The sequence below is a fragment of the Pantoea cypripedii genome (genome assembly GCF_002095535.1).
Lineage (GTDB): Bacteria > Pseudomonadota > Gammaproteobacteria > Enterobacterales > Enterobacteriaceae > Pantoea > Pantoea cypripedii.
The window spans coordinates 2432846-2450243 of the sequence record NZ_MLJI01000001.1; the positions used below are offsets into that span (position 1 = coordinate 2432846).

Here is a 17398-nt window from a genome sequence, read left to right on the forward strand (position 1 = left end):
CTGTCGGGTTCATCCCGACAGGTTTTTTTGCGTTATTTGCGGGGATAAAGATCTTTACGCACGTAGGGTTCAATATCCCCCTCTTTGCGCGTCTTCAGCAGCTTGAGAATCCAGGTATATTGTTCCGGATGCGGGCGAACAAAGATTTCCACTTCTTCATTCATACGACGCGCCAGCGTTTTATCATCCGCTTCCAGCAAATCATCCATTGGCGGCCGCACATAGACTTCAAGACGATGTGTCGTGCTGTTATACACCGGGAACAACGGCACCACGCGCGCCCGACACACCTTCATCAGGCGGCCAACTGCCGGTAATGTCGCTTTATAAGTGGCAAAAAAATCAACAAACTCGCTGTGCTCCGCCCCGTGATCCTGATCCGGCAGATAATAGCCCCAGTAGCCCTGCCGCACGGAGCTGATAAAGGGTTTGATGCCATCGTTACGCGCATGCATACGCCCGCCAAAACGACGACGCACCGTATTCCAGACATAATCCATCAGCGGGTCGCTCTGGTTATGAAACATCGCTGCCATCATCTGTCCTTCAGATGCCAGCAGCATCGCCGGAATATCGACACCCCAGCCATGCGGAACGAGGAAAATGACGTTTTCATTATTGGCCTGTAGCTGGTCGATGATGTCGCGACCAAACCAGTCAACACGCTGACGCACCCGCTCCGGGTTGCGTATGCCGAGTTCGGCCATCATCACCATCGCCTGCGGGGCGGTAGCAAACATTTCATCGACGATGGTTTCACGCTCGGCTTCGCTCAGCTCCGGCAGGCAGTAATACAGATTGATCAACGCGCGACGACGCGCACTTTTTGCCAGCTTACCCGCCAGCTTACCCAGGCCGCCCAACAGGGGATCACGCACTTTTGCGGGTAACATAGCCATACCGGCCAGCGCACCAATCGCCAGCCAGTTGCCCCAGTATTTCGGCTTCAAAAAAGAACGTTGAAAAACGGGAATAAACTCAATGTTATTTTTTTTACGGGTTTCCATGCACTCGCCTCTGACAATGACCGGTCAATAATAGTGACGATGACTAATTTTGCAATCTTCGTGCGTCAGATAGCAAAAAACCGACGAATAATCCGTCGGTTTTGCGTTTTTGCCCGTGATAATGCGTTACTGCTGCAGTGCCAGTTGCGGCAGGTAAGTTTTCACATCCGCCAGATAGCTGCTGCGATCTTTACCGGTCAGCCCTTCCATACGCGGCAGTTTCGCCGTGAGTGGGTTAACGGCCTGATTATTAATCCAGATTTCAAAGTGCAGATGCGGCCCGGTTGAGCGTCCGGTATTGCCGGAAAGCGCGATACGATCGCCACGCTTCACCTTCTGCCCTGGCTTCACCAGCACTTTGCTCAGATGCATATAGCGCGTCATGTACTGACGGCCATGACGGATCGCCACGTAATTACCCGCCGCACCGCCGTTCTTCGCCATCACCACTTCACCATCACCCACCGCTAATACCGGCGTACCAATCGGCAGCGCAAAATCGACGCCGCGATGAGGCGCAATGCGGCCGGTGACCGGGTTCAGACGACGTGGGTTAAAGTTGGACGATACACGGTATTGCTTCACCGTCGGGAAACGCATAAAGCCACGCGCCAGGCCGGAACCGTTACGATCGTAGAATTTGCCGTCTTCGGCACGGAAGGCATAGTAATCTTTGCCGCCGGTATGCAGGCGTACGCCAACCAGCTGACTCTGGGCGCTCTTGCCGTCGAGCATTTCACGTGACATCAGCACACTGAACTGATCGCCAGCACGTAGCTTGCGGAAGTCCATCTGCCACTGCATCGCCTTAATCACGTTACTGATTTCCGTGCTGGTCAATCCAGCGCTACGAGCGCTGGCAGCAAAACTGCCGTGCACTTCGCCTTTCATCACGCTGTTTTGCCATTCGCCTTTTTGCAGCTCCTGCTGCATTTTGAAGCTGCCGTCATCCTGACGCTGATAAGTGCGGGTTTCGCGACGATCAAGCTCCCAGCTGAAGCTCTGCAACTGTCCGTCGGCGTTCAGGGTCCAGCTCAGCTGCTGACCCACACGCAGACCTCGCAGATCTTTATCGCTGCTGACTAACGCATTGATGTCACCGAGGTCGATACCGTACTGATTAAGGGCGCTACTCAGCGTATCCCCTGCAGAGACGGTGTAATCGTGCACGTTCGGATTGTCCGGCACGTCTTTATCGATATCGTCTGCCGGGATGTCTTCTTCCGGTGCTGGCGTCGCTTGATCGACCGGCTCACTGTCTTCCGGCAGCAGATTCTGCAATTCGAATTTGTCCAGTGGGACATTTTTGACGATCGGCGTAGAATCATCGGTGGGATGATAAACGTAAGGCCGCCAGACAGCGACGGCCAACGTAATAACAGTTAATGACCCCAGCATAACGCGGTGGGGGCGCGGCAAATTATTAAATGCGAGGGCGACAGAGCGGGCTATCTGCTGCACTTTTACCTATTCCTCTATGCTCCATTCAGGCAGCTTGCATACTGGCTCGACAGCTGTGAGAGGAATTTCACGTAGCTGTCTTTGGTTAAGCTGATTCCCATGCCCAATGGATCCAACGTACCTTTACGCACATTCGTCCCTCGTGACACGGCATCGATGACCGCCGGCCTGAATTGTGGTTCAGCAAAAACGCATGTCGCTTTCTGCTCAACCAACTGTGTTCGTATTTGATTTAAACGCTGTGCGCCCGGTTGGATCTCAGGATTAACGGTAAAATGCCCTAACGGTGATAAACCGTAATGTTTCTCAAAGTAGCTATAAGCATCGTGAAAAACGAAGTAACCCTTATTCCGCACCGGAGCAAGCTGCGCGCCAATGTGTTTGTCCGTATCCGCTAATTCTGCTTCGAAATGCTGCAGGTTGGCGTCTAGTTTGGCCTTGCTTTGCGGCATAAGTTCCAATAATTTTCCGTGGATTGCAACCGCAGATTGCCTTGCGATCTCTGGGGACATCCACAGATGCATATTAAACTGACCATGATGGTGTTCATCAGCGGCATCATGATCAGCGGAATCTGCTGCTGCATGTCCCTGATCGTGCGCATGATCATGCTCATCATCGTCATCCGCACCGGTAATCAGCAGCGGTTTTACCCCGGCAAGATCAGCAATTTCCAGATTTTTATTCGCCGGAAGTTCCGCGGCTGACTTGGTCAGAAAGGCTTCCATTTCCGGGCCAACCCAAACCACTAAGTCTGCGTTTTTTATACGTTTTACATCTGAAGGACGTAGTGCATAATCATGCTCAGACGCGCCATCCGGCAGCAGCACTTCCACCGGCGTTACGCCATCGGCAATCGCAGCGGCGATAAATCCAATCGGTTTAATTGAGGCAACGACCGCAGCGGATGCTGGCAGGGTAAATGAAGCCGCTAGCGCGACCGCAGGAAGGGTAAAAGCAAGGCGCTTTTTATTGTGTAACATAATGCGTCATTCCATCGTGACCAGGTGATGGAATGTGATATTATAACATTCGAAATTCTGTGCAACCTGTAAATATCATGCCTTCACTTGTTACGCTCGAAAATATCTCCGTGAAATTCTCCCAACGTCCGGTCCTGGCGGGTGTCAGCCTGTCACTGGAGCCGGGAAGAATTTTGACATTACTTGGCCCGAATGGTGCCGGGAAATCGACCCTTGTGCGTGTGGTGCTGGGCTTGCTGACGCCTGACACCGGCAGCGTAAAACGTAGCGCCAGTTTACGTATCGGCTATGTGCCGCAGAAATTGCATATTGACCCTACCCTGCCGATCAGCGTCGAACGCTTTATGCGTTTGTCGCGTGGCAGCCGCGCGGACGCCATCTTACCGGCGTTAAAACGCGTGCAGGCCGGGCATCTGCTGCATGCCCCTTTGCAGAAATTATCCGGCGGTGAAACGCAACGCGTATTGCTGGCTCGGGCGCTACTTAGCGACCCGCAACTGCTGGTGCTGGATGAACCCACTCAGGGTGTTGATGTGAACGGCCAGGTGGCGTTGTATGACCTGATTGATCAGCTACGACGCGAACTGAACTGCGGTGTGCTGATGGTTTCACATGACCTGCATCTGGTGATGGCAAAAACTGACGAAGTGTTGTGCCTCAATCACCATATCTGCTGTTCCGGCACGCCGGAGGCGGTCTCGCAGCACCCGGAATTTATCGCCATGTTCGGTCCTCGCGGTGCTCAGCAACTGGCTATTTATCGCCATCATCATAATCATCGTCACGATTTACAGGGACGAATTGTTCTGCGCAAAGGAAATGGCCCGTCATGATTGAACTGTTGTTACCCGGCTGGCTGGGCGGTGTGTTTCTGGCACTGGCAGCCGGTCCGCTGGGCGCATTTGTCGTCTGGCGTCGTATGTCCTATTTCGGTGATACCCTCGCCCACGCCTCACTGCTCGGTGTGGCCTTCGGCCTGCTGTTTAACGTCAATCCCTATTATGCGGTGATTCTGGTGACGGTTTGCCTGGCGCTGGGGCTGGTGTGGCTGGAACGTCGTCCGCATCTGGCGATCGATACCCTGCTCGGTATTATGGCGCACAGTGCGTTATCGCTGGGTCTGGTGGTGGTCAGCCTGATGTCTGGTGTGCGCGTCGATTTAATGGCGTATCTGTTTGGCGATTTACTGGCGGTTACACCACAGGACCTGTGGATGATGGGCGGTGGCGTGGTGATTGTGCTGGCGGTGATGGCGTGGCAATGGCGCTCGCTGCTGTCTATGACCATCAGCCCGGAACTGGCGCAGGTGGACGGGGTTAACATTCAGCGCACGCGCCTGATGCTGATGCTGGTGACGGCGTTGACGATTGGCGTGGCGATGAAGTTTGTCGGGGCGTTGATTATCACTTCACTGCTGATCATCCCGGCCGCTACCGCACGCCGCTTCTCCCGCTCGCCGGAGCAAATGGCAGGCTTTGCGGTGATTATCGGGATTCTTGCGGTGACCGGCGGTTTAAGTTTTTCTGCACTTTACGATACGCCTGCCGGTCCATCAGTGGTGCTGTGTGCAGCCATCCTGTTTATCATCAGCATGGCGAAGAAACCGGCGGCTTAACGCCGGTGCAGGTTTCGCTCGCTACAGTGCCGGTTTCGTTCGCCACGGGCTGGGGCAGTTGCAGTACGCCGGTGCGGCGACCGAGCAAAGGGGACCTGGCCGTCCCCTTTGCATTCCCCGGCCCTGCGCCGCCTTCCTCGCCGCTTCGCGGTCCCTTCGCTTACTCACGCTTCCGACGGACCGGCGTCGATTCGCTCCTGCTCAACGCCGCCTTTCGCCGCATCCTTGCGGCTCATCCTGGAATCGCTCCCGCGTTCAGCGAGTCCGGATGGCGCTCACACCCCCGCTGCACCAGCGATGACTTTCTGGGTTTTTTCCGTTGTTGTTTGTTTTTATGTGATGGTCCTGCAAACGGGGTGTGGGCGGCTTTCGCAGCGCCGAGTGCAGAGTGAAGGCCAGGACGAGCCGACAGGACGTCGGCGAGAGCGCGGTTTGAGCCAGGATGGCGAATCCGCGTGGTCCGTGGGCCTGAGTGATAAGCGAGGGCACAGCGCGCAGCGCTGCGCGAGGACGCCGCAGGGCGCGGATTGCAAAGGTACGCGCCATCGTACCTTTGCCCGTCCGCCTGCACGGTAATGCTGAAACTACCTGATGTCTGGCGGGCGGAACCTGCTCGGTGCCAACTGGCGGCCGGAACCCGCTCGGTGCTAACCACCGCCTGGCGGGCGGAACCCCGCCGGTTTACTGTTCTTCGCGGGTAATCCCAAAGTGACGATACGCATGCTGCGTTGCCATACGGCCACGCGGCGTGCGCTGAATAAAGCCCTGCTGAATCAGGAAGGGTTCAATCACATCTTCGATAGTTTCACGCTCTTCGCCAATCGCTGCCGCCAGGTTATCCAGCCCAACCGGGCCGCCCATGAACTTATCAATAATCGCCAGCAACAGCTTGCGGTCCATGTAGTCAAAGCCCTGGCTATCCACGTTGAGCATATCCAGCGCGCTGGCGGAAACCTCACCGCTCATATCACCATTGGCCCGCACTTCGGCGAAGTCACGCACACGGCGCAGCAGGCGGTTGGCAATACGTGGCGTCCCGCGTGAGCGACGTGCGATTTCCAGTGCACCCTCTTCGCTCAGCGCCAGGCCCAGACAGGCGGCGCTGCGGCCAACGATATGTTGCAAATCCGCCACATTATAAAATTCCAGTCGCTGCACAATCCCGAAGCGATCGCGCAGTGGTGAAGTCAGCGAACCGGCGCGGGTGGTGGCACCAATCAGGGTAAAGGGCGGAAGATCGAGTTTGATGGAGCGCGCCGCTGGCCCTTCACCGATCATGATATCCAGCTGATAATCTTCCATCGCCGGATACAACACCTCTTCCACCACGGGTGACAGACGATGGATTTCATCGATGAATAACACATCATGAGGTTCAAGGTTGGTCAGCATCGCCGCCAGATCGCCCGCCTTCTCCAGCACTGGCCCGGAAGTGGTCCGCAGATTGACGCCCATCTCGTTGGCGACAATATTCGCCAGCGTGGTTTTACCGAGGCCTGGCGGGCCGAAGATCAACAGATGGTCGAGCGCATCACCGCGCAGCTGCGCCGCCTTGATAAAGATCTCCATCTGCTCACGCACCTGCGGCTGGCCAACATATTCAGACAGCAGCTTCGGTCGAATGGCGCGGTCGAGGTTCTCTTCTTCGTTAACACTGCTGGCGGAGACCAGACGATCGGCTTCAATCATGCTTTACCTCAAATGGCTGCGCGCAGGGCTTCGCGGATCAGGGTTTCGCAGTCCGCATCGGGTCGGCCAATCTTACTTACCATACGGCTGGCTTCCTGCGGTTTATACCCCAGCGCTACCAGGGCCGCAACCGCTTCTGCTTCCGCATCGTTGGTCTCTGGCTCGGCAGACGGTGTGGTCAGAGTAAAGGCATTGTCACCGCCGAACAGATCGCCGTGCATCCCTTTGAAGCGGTCCTTCATTTCCACCACCAGGCGCTCGGCAGTTTTCTTACCAACACCCGGTAACTTCACCAGCACCGCAATCTCTTCTTTCTCCACTGCCGTCACGAACTGCTGTGCCGACATGCCGGAGAGAATTGCCAGCGCCAGCTTTGGCCCGACGCCATTCACTTTGATCAGCTCGCGGAACAGCGCACGCTCCTGTTTGCTATTAAAACCAAACAGCAGCTGCGCATCTTCGCGCACCACAAACTGGGTGAAGATAATCGCTTCCTGGTTTAGCTCAGGCAGCTCATAAAAGCAGGTCATTGGCATATGCACTTCATAACCGACGCCGTGCGCCTCAATTAACACCAGCGGCGGCTGTTTTTCCAGAATATTGCCTCGTAAACGACCAATCACCTGAGCACTTCCTTAATCTATGAGTAAGCCTGTTTATATACCATAAAAAATGCTGGATGAATATCCAGCCTTAGGTTTTCATCTAGCCTGACCGCAAACGCCCTCGCGTCAGCACCAGCTTGCTATCACTCATCCGCGCCGCGTTCTGACTGACGTGGCAATGGGTGATGGCGATGGCCAGGGCGTCGGCCGCATCCGCCTGTGGATTGGCCGGTAACTTCAGCAAGGTGCGCACCATATGCTGCACCTGGCTTTTTTCCGCGCTACCGATGCCGGTCACCGTTTGTTTGACCTGGCGTGCCGCGTATTCAAACACCGGCAGATCAAGATTAACCGCTGCCACGATGGCGGCCCCACGCGCCTGCCCCAGCTTGAGCGCTGAATCGGCGTTTTTCGCCATAAAGACCTGTTCGATGGCAAAAAAATCAGGCGAGAACTGGGTGATGATTTCGCTGACGCCAGCATAAATCAGCTTGAGACGGGATGGCAGGTCGGTAACGTTAGTGCGGATACAGCCGCTGCCCAGATAACTGAGCTGGCGGCCGGTCTGGCGGATAACACCGTAGCCGGTGACGCGCGAACCAGGGTCTATCCCAAGGATTATCGCCATGATGCGTCTCCGGCAATCTGGGGTTGAGAAAACGCCATTACAGCGTTTCCGCCACCTCATCGGAAATTTCGCCGTTATGGTAAACTTCCTGCACGTCGTCGCAATCTTCCAGCATATCGATCAGACGCAGCAGTTTCGGTGCGGTTTCCGCATCCATTTCAGCTTTGGTCGACGGGATCATGGAAACTTCCGCGCTATCGGCTTTCAGGCCAGCGGCTTCCAGTGCATCACGCACTGCACCCAGTTCTTCCCAGGCCGTGAACACGTCAATAGCACCATCGTCGTAGCTCACCACATCTTCCGCACCTGCTTCCAACGCAGCTTCCATCACACTGTCTTCATCCTTGCCCGGTTCGAAGGAGATAACCCCTTTCTTGCTGAACAGGTAAGCAACGGAACCGTCAGTACCGAGGTTACCACCGGTTTTGGTGAAGGCGTGACGCACTTCGCCAACGGTACGGTTGCGGTTGTCACTCAGACATTCAACCATCACCGCAGAACCGCCCGGACCGTAACCTTCATAAATGATGGTTTCCATGTTGGAATCATCTTCACCACCCACACCACGTGCAATCGCACGGTTCATGGTGTCACGGGTCATGTTGTTGGACAGGGCTTTGTCCATTGCAGCGCGCAGACGCGGGTTGGAACCGGCATCGCCACCACCCAGTTTCGCGGCAGTTACCAGCTCGCGAATGATTTTGGTGAAGATCTTACCGCGCTTCGCATCCTGAGCCGCCTTGCGGTGCTTGGTGTTTGCCCATTTACTATGTCCAGCCATAAAAATTTCTCTCCGATCTCAAATCTTATGCAGGGTATCTTTCTAACCTGACTGTTCAATTTCGCTGTGCAGTTCTGAAGAACGCACCAGATGCTTTAAATTCTAATAAATGCGCCACCGAAAAAACGCGTGGCGGCTGGCATTCAGATAAATTCTTCAATTGCCTGGCGGTTACTCCAGGACTTAGTCAGGGCTGCTGCATCAGCGGGCGTCAGCCAGCGCGCGGCAAGGTGTTCACTCAGGATCACCTCGCGCTCTGCGGGCAGTGCCAGCCGGAACCAGTGTTCACGGTTGTGGGTAGTGCCCGGCGCGTAGCGATGGCGGTAGTGCGGGAAGATCTCGAACTCGATTTGCTTATGGCAATCTTCCAGCGGCAGCTGTTCGGTTACCACATCGATCGCCAGTTCTTCCTGCACTTCACGCTGGGCAGCCTGAAGCGGGCTTTCCCCGGCTTCAAGGCTGCCAGTGACCGATTGCCAGAAGCTCTCGTCATCGCGGCGTTGCAGCATCAGCACCCGGCCTGAGTCCTGAGCAAAAATCACTACCAGAACCGACACCGGATGCTTATAGCCCATTATTTATTCTCAAGCTTGTCTTTCTTCGGAGCCAGCTGAATCCCGAGATCGGCCAGCGCAGCCGGGTTGGCTTCGCTGGGTGCTTCCGTCATCAGACAGGCCGCCGCGGTGGTTTTCGGGAAGGCAATCACGTCACGGATGTTATCGGTACCGGTCAGCAGCATGGTGACGCGATCCAGACCAAATGCCAGACCCGCATGCGGCGGGGTGCCGAATTTCAGTGCATCCAGCAGGAAGCCGAACTTCTCACGCTGTTCTTCTTCCGCAATGCCGAGAATGCTGAACACCACCTGCTGCATTTTGCCGTTGTGGATACGCACGGAACCGCCGCCCACTTCATAACCGTTGATCACCATATCGTAAGCATTGGCGATGGCCTGCTCCGGGTTTTCCGCCAGTTGCTCAGCCGTCATCTCTTTCGGCGAGGTGAACGGATGGTGCATCGCTGCCAGACCACCTTCGTCATCCGCTTCGAACATCGGGAAGTCGATGACCCACAGCGGTGCCCAGGCTTTGTCATCGGTGATTTGCAGGTCACGACCCACTTTCAGACGCAGTGCGCCCAGCGCATCGGAAACCACTTTGGCGCGATCGGCACCAAAGAAAATCACATCGCCATCCTGCGCGCCGGTGCGCTCAAGAATCGCGGCCACAATCTCAGCATTGAGGAACTTCGCTACCGGGCTTTGTACACCTTCAAAACCTTTCGCCAGCTCGTTGACCTTCATCCACGCCAACCCTTTGGCACCGTAGATTTCAACAAACTTGCCGTACTCATCAATCTGCTTACGGCTCAGGGTGGCACCACCCGGCACGCGCAGCGCAGCAACACGGCCTTTGGCATCGTTGGCCGGGCCAGAGAACACCTGAAATTCGACGTTTTTCAGCAGGTCAGCAACATCCACCAGCTCCATCGGGTTACGCAGGTCTGGCTTGTCAGAACCGTAACGACGCATCGCTTCGGCGAAGGTCATTTGCGGGAAGCTGCCAAGGTCCACGCCCCGGATATCCAGCCACAGTTCACGGATCAGACGTTCCATCACTTCACGCACCTGTTCGGCGCTCATAAAGGAGGTTTCCACGTCGATCTGGGTAAATTCAGGCTGACGATCGGCACGCAGGTCTTCGTCACGGAAGCACTTCACGATCTGATAGTAACGGTCAAAACCGGACATCATCAGCAGCTGTTTGAACAGCTGAGGTGACTGCGGCAGTGCATAAAATTTGCCTTTATGCACACGACTCGGCACCAGATAGTCACGCGCACCTTCCGGTGTGGCTTTGGTCAGCATCGGGGTTTCAATATCAAGGAAACCTTCGTTATCCATAAAGCGGCGGACAAAGCTGGTGATTTTTGCGCGGGTTTTCAGGCGCTGTGCCATCTCCGGACGACGCAGGTCCAGGTAGCGGTATTTCAAACGTGCTTCTTCGCTGTTGACCTGGTTGGAATCCAGCGGCAGCGGTTCAGCACGGTTAATAATGTTCAGGTCATGGGCAAAGATTTCAATCTCGCCTGTCGCCATCTCGCTGTTTTTATTCTTCTCATCACGCGCACGCACGGTGCCGGTGATCTGGATACAGAATTCGTTACGCAGCTCAGACGCCAGCTGGAAAGCCTCCTGACGATCGGGATCGAAGAACACCTGGACGATGCCTTCACGGTCGCGCATATCGATAAAAATCAGGCTACCCAGATCGCGACGGCGGTTTACCCAGCCGCAAAGAGTGACTTGCTGACCCACATGAGACAGATTGAGCTGTCCGCAATATTCTGTACGCATAACGTATCCTTTTAACTTCGCCGCTGCAGCCAGGCAGCATCAGGCCGCGTAACCTTCTGAGATGCTGCCGCAAAAAAGGCGGCTATTATAATGGAAAAAGCCTGACAGGATAAGTAGAGCCGCGCCAAAGCGCTTAAAACATCTGCTTTTGTCACAGGTTGTTATCCCAGTGTGACTAAAACAGGTTAACCTGTCGCTGATTTTTCCGTATGGGGTTCGTTTTGACGCTACGTATTGGCTTACCGCAGTGGCAGCATGCACACTGGAAACAATTTGGTCTGGAAACGCTGGCAGATTATGCGCAGCTGTTCGATTGTGTCGAAGGCAATACCACGCTTTATGCATTGCCAAAGCAGGAAGTGGTGCTGCGCTGGCGCGACATGACCCATGATGATTTCCGTTTCTGCTTTAAATTCCCGTCTACCATCAGCCACCAGGCGGCGCTGCGTAACTGCGATGATTTGCTGGCGGAGTTTTTGCGTCTGCTGGACCCGTTAGCCAACCGTATCGGCCAATACTGGCTGCAACTCCCCGCCGCCTTTTCGCCGGCGCAGCTGAATGATCTGTGGCACTTTCTGGATAGCCTGCCGCGTCGCTTCAGTTATGGGGTGGAAGTGCGCCATGCGGCGTTCTTTGCCAAAGGCGAGGCCGAACGTGCGCTTAATCGCGGTTTGCAACAACGCGGCGTGAATCGGGTGATTCTGGATAGCCGCCCGGTCCATGCCTCGCAATCACAAACCGCCGTGGCCATTCATGCGCGGGAAAAAAAACCTCGCGTACCGCCACATGCGGTGCGTACCGGCAACCAGCCGATGGTGCGTTTTATCGGCAGTGATAGTGTTGATGAATCTGTGCCAATGTTTCAGCCGTGGCTCGAAAAATTGCCCGACTGGCTGGCAGAGAGCGATCCGTTGCTGTTTATTCACACGCCCGATATGGGTGAGGTGTTTCCATTGGTTGAGGCATTGTGGCCCCAGCTGCAACAGCTGGAACCCCGGCTGCCTGCCCTGCCTGTCTGGCCTCAGCAATCCAGCCTGTTCTGACGCCTCGGGCTACACTCATGGGAAACGGGTGCAGCCTGCGGCAGTTTCTGCCAGAATAGCGCCCTTTCCGTTTTCTCTCCGGATATTTCATTATGTCTGACCGCGATACGCTATTTTCCGCACCCATCGATAAACTGGGTGACTGGACCTTTGACGAGCGCGTGGCTGAAGTCTTTCCCGATATGATTCAGCGCTCGGTGCCCGGTTATTCCAACATCATTTCGATGATTGGTATGCTGGCAGAACGCTTTGTGCAGCCCAACAGCAAGGTCTACGATCTGGGCTGTTCGCTCGGCGCTGCCACGCTCTCAGTCCGCCGTAATATTCATGTGCCGGGTTGTGAGATCATTGCTGTTGATAACTCGCCAGCAATGGTTGAACGCTGCCGTCGCCATATCGATGCTTTCCGTGCCGATACGCCAGTGCAGGTGCTGGAGGCGGATATTCGTGATATCCACATCGAAAACGCCTCGCTGGTGGTGCTCAACTTTACGTTGCAGTTCCTGGAACCCGATGCCCGGGTGCTTTTGTTGCAAAAAATTGCCCAGGGTCTGAATCCTGGCGGGGCGCTGGTACTCTCGGAAAAATTCAGCTTTGAAGATGCCGAAGTCGGCGAGTTGCTGTTCAACATGCACCACGACTTCAAGCGCGCCAATGGCTATAGCGAACTGGAAATTAGCCAGAAACGCAGCATGCTGGAAAATGTCATGTTGACCGACAGCGTCGAAGCACACAAAGCGCGCCTCAAGCAGGCGGGTTTTTCCCACGCTGAGCTATGGTTTCAATGCTTTAACTTTGGTTCGCTGGTGGCACTGAAATGATTGATTTTGGTCGCTTCTATCAGCAAATCGCTACAGGCCCGCTCGCCAGCTGGCTGGAAGTGCTACCCGCTCAGGTGGCGGCCTGGCAGCGGGAAAATCTGCACGGTCATTTCCGTAACTGGGAAAAATCGGTCGAGCATCTTCCTGCACTGGTCCCGCAGCAGCTCGATTTACTGCATAGCGTCAGTGCACAACAGGATGATCTAACCGAACGTCAGCGTGCCGGGATTGAAAAGCTGTTACGTAATCTCATGCCGTGGCGCAAAGGGCCGTACTCACTCTACGGCACAGAAATCGATACCGAATGGCGTTCGGACTGGAAGTGGCAGCGTGTACAGCCACACATTTCCCCGCTGGCCGGGCGCATGGTGCTGGATGTCGGCTGTGGCAGTGGCTACCACATGTGGCGCATGGTCGGTGCCGGTGCACAGCTGGTGGTGGGCATCGATCCCATGCAGCTGTTCCTGTGTCAGTTCGAAGCGGTGCGCAAGCTGCTCGGTGACGATCGTCGTGCGCATTTGCTGCCGCTGGGTATTGAGCAACTGCCTGCGCTACAGGCGTTCGATACCGTGTTTTCGATGGGAGTGCTGTATCACCGCCGTTCGCCGCTGGACCATCTGCTACAGCTGAAGAATCAGCTGGTCAGTGAAGGGGAGTTGGTGCTGGAAACGCTGGTGATTGAAGGGGATGAAAACGCGGTACTGGTGCCGGGTGAACGTTATGCGCAGATGCGCAACGTCTACTTTATTCCTTCCGCTGCCGCGTTAAAAAGCTGGCTGGAGAAGTGTGGTTTCGTCGATGTGCGTATCGTTGATTACGCGGTCACCTCGGTGGAAGAACAACGCCGTACCGACTGGATGACCAGCGAATCGCTGGCCGAATTCCTTGATCCGCTCGATAGCAGCAAAACGGTGGAAGGCTATCCAGCACCGCTGCGCGCGGTACTGGTGGCACGTAAGCCCTGATCGTTAACGCCGCGACAGCGCCAGCTTCGCGGCGAAACCGATAAATACGCAGCCCGTCAGACGATCCATCACTTTCAACACGCTCGGACGACGCAGGTGCGCAGCAAAGTAATGGCTGCCACCAATCAGCACCGCATTCCACACCAGACCAATCGCCATATGGGTCAGCGCCATCAGGGTACACCACAACGGTACTGAGGCACCGGCCGGGATAAACTGCGGCAGGAAAGTGACGTAAAACACCCCCACTTTTGGATTCAGCATGTTGCCCAGCAGCCCACGACTAAAGCAGGCGAAATAACTTTGTTCTTTTGTGGTGGTAACCTGCCCGTCATCCGCCTGAGTACGCGGATTCAGCAATAATTTCACGCCCAGCCACAGCAGATACGCCGCTCCCACCCACTTCAACAGGTTATAAGCCATTTCTGAAGCCAGCAGCAACGCACCCAAACCCAGCCCCACCATCACGCCCCACACCAGACATCCCAGGGTCACGCCGAACGCAGTAGCCGAGGCACGTTTCCAGCCCTGGGCCGCCGCAGTACGTAGCACCAGTGCGGTATCAAAACCCGGTGTTAAGGTGAGGATGGTGATAGCAAACAGAAATGAAATCAGTAACGTCATGGCGGGCTCCCTGTAAATTTGCCGCTATCTTAACGCTGCAATTGGAGGAAGACGATAGTTACCTTCCGTGAGTAACTGAGAATAATTCTCAACTTGCCACCAATGGTTAAATTACCGTCATTTTTCTGTGTCAGTTTGATGCCAGTCTCTTTTCTCACCCAAAGGAGTTATGGCTATGAGTAAGTTTATTTTCTCTTCACCACGGAAATATGTGCAGGGCGCTGGCGTGCTGGATGAACTGGGATCCTATATCGCAGAGCTGGGTAAACACGCTTTTCTGGTGGCCGACGATATCGTCTGGCAGCTGATTGGCGAGCGGACACAGCAGGCTTTAAAGGCCACCAGCATCGAATTCAGTCGTCAGCCGTTTAATGGCGAAGCCTCCAGCAATGAGATCAATCGTCTGACGCAGTTGGCAAAATCCACCGGCAGCGATGTGATTGTCGGCCTCGGCGGCGGTAAAACGCTCGATACAGTGAAAGCCGTGGCTGATGAACTGAAGTTGCCAGTGGCGATTGTCCCCACCGTAGCCTCCACCGATGCACCATGTAGCGCGCTTTCGGTGATCTACTCTGACAGCGGCGTGTTTGAAAGTTATCGCTTCTACAGCAAAAACCCGGATTTGGTACTGGTGGATACCGCTGTCTGCGCCAGCGCACCCGTGCGTTTATTCGCTTCGGGCATCGCCGACGGTCTTGCCACCTGGGTAGAAGCGCAGGCGGTCCTGCGTTCACATGCCAAATCGATGGTCAATGGCGATCCCACCATCGCCGGGCTGGCAATCGCCCGTGCCTGTGAGGAAACGCTGCTGACCTGGGGATTCAGCGCTTACACCGCCGTCAGCGAAAAACGCGTAACGCCAGCGGTTGAAGCGGTCGTAGAGGCCAATACCCTGCTCTCCGGCCTTGGCTTTGAGAATGCCGGTCTGGCTGGCGCACATGCCATCCACAATGGTTTTACCGCTATCGACGGGGATATCCACCATCTGACCCATGGTGAAAAAGTGGCTTATGGCACCCTGACCCAGATGGTGCTGGAGCAGCGTCCGGATGAAGAGATCGCCCGTTACATCCGCTTCTACCGTTCGATTAATATGCCAACCACACTGAAAGAACTGCATCTGGAGCATGAGTCCTGGGAGAACCTGGTGCGGGTGGGTGCGCTGGCAAACAGCGAAGGCGATACGCTGAAAAACCTGAATCCGCATCTGTCACCGGAAGATATTGCCAATGCCATTCTGGCGGTAGACGCGTTCAGTAAAACCGTTAAATAATGCCCCTGCGTAGCGGCGCGATTTATCGCGCTTATTTGGCAACAATGCCGGGTCAAAAACGCGCAATAAATTGCGCCGCTACGCATTCATCATGACTACTGTTCTTCGGTCGGCTTATCCCAATACTGATATTTATAAGCCGAACTGAGATGACGCTCGATGGTTCCTTTCTCAAACACTTCGGTTTCGTGCAAATAACTGAGCGTGCAATTTCCTACCTCATCCCACAGCTGACATTCATCCACCGATCGGATAGTACTGACCGGAGTGGTCGCCGTGCCATTCAGACGTAACTCACGCCACTGATTGTCATAGGTGTAGGTATCTTTGCTGCGAGCGCTGATGGCGCTGATCACCAACCCCTGTGGATTCCAGTTGTAGGTGCTCTCCCCGTTAGTCAGCGCATCACTGCCGCGTGCGACGCTTCTCTCCACGCGGAAATGTTTGTCATAACGGTAGGTGGTATCGGTGAAGCCGTTTTTGCCCATACTGGTAAATTTGTCAGAGGAACTGATGATATTACCCCGCTGCCCCATCTGCCAGTTAATGGTGCCCTGCCGGTTATCCACCACCACTTCTTTCCCCTCTTTCAGGACTTTCACCAGATAGGCGTACTCAGCCACCCAGCCGCCCTGCACACGCGCAATATGTTGTTCCATGCTCAGCACGACATTACTTTCGCTTTTATCGTAAGTAATGTCCGCCACCATCAAATCACCACAGGGATCAAACTGCCCCAGAATGCGTTTCTGTGAATCAACGTCTTTACCAAATTCACCGGCAATCACCTGGCGCACGGCACCTTTCGCATTCCCCCCCAGCATAATCCAGTTGTTGCTATTGGTGATGTTCTTGCTCAACGGCGGACAGACGGTGCTGACAGCCAGCGCAGCGCCACTGAGCGGAAAAAGCAGCAGTAAAACGGCACAAGGGATGGATTTCATGATGGTTATCCGTGAATAGCCTTAACTTTCAATGTAAGCATCTTTTTTCATGATGCGCTACGGTCAGCTTGCGGAGATCATCACAAAGGGAGAAGGAGGCTCATCACACAACAGTAAAAGACGAACCGCCCGGATTGAGTTAAAGTTTACTTTGAATATTTAACCCCGGTTTATATCCGCCATTTAATGTTAGCTTCTGCCATTGCAGGATTTCATAGATTTTAAAACTAAAAAAACTCTTCTGAACAAAGTCAAGTCTGATTAACCCATTATAGTGAGGCTATTCATGAGATTAAGCTCACTGCCGCCCATTTATAATCCCTAAGGCAATCTTAATGAGCACAGCCGTACCCTACTATCCCTAACTCTACGGAGGGTTTAAGCATGATTCAATCAGCCAGCGACATTCAGAAACGCAGCGATGAAAAGCGTGGTATGAAGCCCAAAACCTATAAACTCCCCCTGAATACCATCGACCGAATCGAGTTGCTCGCGAGTCATTCCGGGATATCTCAGGCAGCCATCATTGCTAATGCCATTGATATTTACGAACAGTCGCTAAAACGGCAGTAACTTCTCATGTTCTGCTCCTGACGCGTAGCA

Annotated in this window: 18 protein-coding genes; 7 read left to right on the forward strand and 11 right to left on the reverse strand. The window is 54.7% G+C overall.

The genetic code is table 11. The annotated features are described in order from the left end of the window. Positions 1–32: 32 nt before the first annotated feature. From lpxM to znuA, 3 genes are all read right to left on the reverse strand, one after another. Positions 33–1007, reverse strand: a complete 975-nt coding sequence (lpxM, locus tag HA50_RS11290) for a lauroyl-Kdo(2)-lipid IV(A) myristoyltransferase (RefSeq protein ID WP_084875380.1) — start codon at positions 1005–1007, stop codon at positions 33–35. Positions 1008–1133: 126 nt separating this feature from the next. Continuing rightward, positions 1134–2468, reverse strand: a complete 1335-nt coding sequence (mepM, locus tag HA50_RS11295; RefSeq protein ID WP_084875383.1) for a murein DD-endopeptidase MepM — start codon at positions 2466–2468, stop codon at positions 1134–1136. 14 nt (positions 2469–2482) lie between these two features. Continuing rightward, on the reverse strand, positions 2483–3451 hold the full coding sequence (gene znuA, locus HA50_RS11300; RefSeq protein ID WP_084875385.1) for a zinc ABC transporter substrate-binding protein ZnuA: 969 nt from the start codon (positions 3449–3451) through the stop codon (positions 2483–2485). 77 nt (positions 3452–3528) lie between these two features. Here znuA and znuC point away from each other — a divergent pair, with 77 nt between their 5' ends. Continuing rightward, a complete protein-coding gene (znuC, locus tag HA50_RS11305) occupies positions 3529–4284 on the forward strand; it encodes a zinc ABC transporter ATP-binding protein ZnuC (RefSeq protein WP_084875388.1) in 756 nt (251 codons plus the stop codon). Then, positions 4281–5066, forward strand: coding sequence for a zinc ABC transporter permease subunit ZnuB (gene znuB, locus HA50_RS11310; protein WP_084875391.1), 786 nt, complete (start codon positions 4281–4283; stop codon positions 5064–5066). Before znuC ends, znuB begins: the two co-directional genes overlap by 4 nt. 681 nt (positions 5067–5747) lie before the next feature. On the opposite strand, the gene ruvB is transcribed toward znuB, so the two are convergent. The 6 genes from ruvB to aspS all read right to left on the reverse strand — a co-directional run bounded on the left by ruvB (position 5748) and on the right by aspS (position 11125). Further along, positions 5748–6755, reverse strand: coding sequence for a Holliday junction branch migration DNA helicase RuvB (gene ruvB, locus HA50_RS11315; protein WP_084875393.1), 1008 nt, complete (start codon positions 6753–6755; stop codon positions 5748–5750). 8 nt (positions 6756–6763) lie between these two features. Further along, a complete protein-coding gene (ruvA, locus tag HA50_RS11320; RefSeq protein ID WP_084875396.1) occupies positions 6764–7378 on the reverse strand; it encodes a Holliday junction branch migration protein RuvA in 615 nt (204 codons plus the stop codon). Positions 7379–7460: 82 nt separating this feature from the next. Continuing rightward, the gene (gene ruvC, locus HA50_RS11325; RefSeq protein ID WP_084875399.1) at positions 7461–7988 is read right to left on the reverse strand and encodes a crossover junction endodeoxyribonuclease RuvC; all 528 of its coding nucleotides are present in this window, start codon (positions 7986–7988) and stop codon (positions 7461–7463) included. Between the two features lie 37 nt (positions 7989–8025). Beyond that, complete coding sequence (locus HA50_RS11330; RefSeq protein ID WP_084875402.1) at positions 8026–8769, reverse strand: YebC/PmpR family DNA-binding transcriptional regulator; 744 nt, start codon at positions 8767–8769, stop codon at positions 8026–8028. A gap of 143 nt (positions 8770–8912) precedes the next feature. Continuing rightward, the gene (nudB, locus tag HA50_RS11335; protein WP_084875404.1) at positions 8913–9344 is read right to left on the reverse strand and encodes a dihydroneopterin triphosphate diphosphatase; all 432 of its coding nucleotides are present in this window, start codon (positions 9342–9344) and stop codon (positions 8913–8915) included. After that, positions 9344–11125 (reverse strand): aspartate--tRNA ligase, encoded by a 1782-nt coding sequence (gene aspS, locus HA50_RS11340; RefSeq protein ID WP_084875407.1) that lies wholly within the window; start codon positions 11123–11125, stop codon positions 9344–9346. Before aspS ends, nudB begins: the two co-directional genes overlap by 1 nt. Before the next feature lie 221 nt (positions 11126–11346). On the opposite strand from aspS, the gene HA50_RS11345 reads away from it, so the two are divergent. The 3 genes from HA50_RS11345 to cmoB all read left to right on the forward strand — a co-directional run bounded on the left by HA50_RS11345 (position 11347) and on the right by cmoB (position 13954). Continuing rightward, positions 11347–12168 carry a DUF72 domain-containing protein gene (locus tag HA50_RS11345; RefSeq protein WP_084878485.1) on the forward strand — a complete coding sequence of 274 codons (822 nt, stop codon included), beginning with the start codon at positions 11347–11349 and terminating at the stop codon, positions 12166–12168. Between the two features lie 92 nt (positions 12169–12260). Then, positions 12261–12989 carry a carboxy-S-adenosyl-L-methionine synthase CmoA gene (cmoA, locus tag HA50_RS11350; RefSeq protein WP_084875409.1) on the forward strand — a complete coding sequence of 243 codons (729 nt, stop codon included), beginning with the start codon at positions 12261–12263 and terminating at the stop codon, positions 12987–12989. Continuing rightward, positions 12986–13954 (forward strand): tRNA 5-methoxyuridine(34)/uridine 5-oxyacetic acid(34) synthase CmoB, encoded by a 969-nt coding sequence (cmoB, locus tag HA50_RS11355; protein ID WP_084875412.1) that lies wholly within the window; start codon positions 12986–12988, stop codon positions 13952–13954. The genes cmoA and cmoB overlap by 4 nt, the downstream gene beginning before the upstream one ends. 3 nt (positions 13955–13957) lie before the next feature. On the opposite strand, the gene HA50_RS11360 is transcribed toward cmoB, so the two are convergent. Next, the gene (locus HA50_RS11360; protein WP_084875415.1) at positions 13958–14578 is read right to left on the reverse strand and encodes a LysE family translocator; all 621 of its coding nucleotides are present in this window, start codon (positions 14576–14578) and stop codon (positions 13958–13960) included. 175 nt (positions 14579–14753) lie between these two features. Here HA50_RS11360 and HA50_RS11365 point away from each other — a divergent pair, with 175 nt between their 5' ends. Beyond that, positions 14754–15851 (forward strand): glycerol dehydrogenase, encoded by a 1098-nt coding sequence (locus HA50_RS11365; RefSeq protein ID WP_084875417.1) that lies wholly within the window; start codon positions 14754–14756, stop codon positions 15849–15851. Between the two features lie 95 nt (positions 15852–15946). Here the strand turns inward: HA50_RS11365 and HA50_RS11370 are convergent, their stop codons facing one another. Next, positions 15947–16795, reverse strand: coding sequence for a hypothetical protein (locus tag HA50_RS11370; protein WP_084875420.1), 849 nt, complete (start codon positions 16793–16795; stop codon positions 15947–15949). A 384-nt stretch (positions 16796–17179) separates the two neighbouring features. Here HA50_RS11370 and HA50_RS11375 point away from each other — a divergent pair, with 384 nt between their 5' ends. Further along, a complete protein-coding gene (locus HA50_RS11375) occupies positions 17180–17368 on the forward strand; it encodes a ribbon-helix-helix protein, CopG family (protein WP_084875423.1) in 189 nt (62 codons plus the stop codon). The last annotated feature ends 30 nt before the right edge of the window (positions 17369–17398 follow it).

Excerpts from the sequence above, each read along its gene's own strand:
- lpxM (WP_084875380.1), bottom strand. The coding sequence starts at position 1,007 with ATGGAAACCCGTAAAAAAAATAACATTGAGTTTATTCCCGTTTTTCAA.
- znuA (WP_084875385.1), bottom strand. The coding sequence starts at position 3,451 with ATGTTACACAATAAAAAGCGCCTTGCTTTTACCCTTCCTGCGGTCGCG.
- znuC (WP_084875388.1), top strand. The coding sequence starts at position 3,529 with ATGCCTTCACTTGTTACGCTCGAAAATATCTCCGTGAAATTCTCCCAA.
- znuB (WP_084875391.1), top strand. The coding sequence starts at position 4,281 with ATGATTGAACTGTTGTTACCCGGCTGGCTGGGCGGTGTGTTTCTGGCA.
- ruvB (WP_084875393.1), bottom strand. The coding sequence starts at position 6,755 with ATGATTGAAGCCGATCGTCTGGTCTCCGCCAGCAGTGTTAACGAAGAA.
- ruvC (WP_084875399.1), bottom strand. The coding sequence starts at position 7,988 with ATGGCGATAATCCTTGGGATAGACCCTGGTTCGCGCGTCACCGGCTAC.
- HA50_RS11330 (WP_084875402.1), bottom strand. The coding sequence starts at position 8,769 with ATGGCTGGACATAGTAAATGGGCAAACACCAAGCACCGCAAGGCGGCT.
- nudB (WP_084875404.1), bottom strand. The coding sequence starts at position 9,344 with ATGGGCTATAAGCATCCGGTGTCGGTTCTGGTAGTGATTTTTGCTCAG.
- aspS (WP_084875407.1), bottom strand. The coding sequence starts at position 11,125 with ATGCGTACAGAATATTGCGGACAGCTCAATCTGTCTCATGTGGGTCAG.
- cmoA (WP_084875409.1), top strand. The coding sequence starts at position 12,261 with ATGTCTGACCGCGATACGCTATTTTCCGCACCCATCGATAAACTGGGT.
- cmoB (WP_084875412.1), top strand. The coding sequence starts at position 12,986 with ATGATTGATTTTGGTCGCTTCTATCAGCAAATCGCTACAGGCCCGCTC.
- HA50_RS11360 (WP_084875415.1), bottom strand. The coding sequence starts at position 14,578 with ATGACGTTACTGATTTCATTTCTGTTTGCTATCACCATCCTCACCTTA.
- HA50_RS11365 (WP_084875417.1), top strand. The coding sequence starts at position 14,754 with ATGAGTAAGTTTATTTTCTCTTCACCACGGAAATATGTGCAGGGCGCT.
- HA50_RS11370 (WP_084875420.1), bottom strand. The coding sequence starts at position 16,795 with ATGAAATCCATCCCTTGTGCCGTTTTACTGCTGCTTTTTCCGCTCAGT.
- HA50_RS11375 (WP_084875423.1), top strand. The coding sequence starts at position 17,180 with ATGATTCAATCAGCCAGCGACATTCAGAAACGCAGCGATGAAAAGCGT.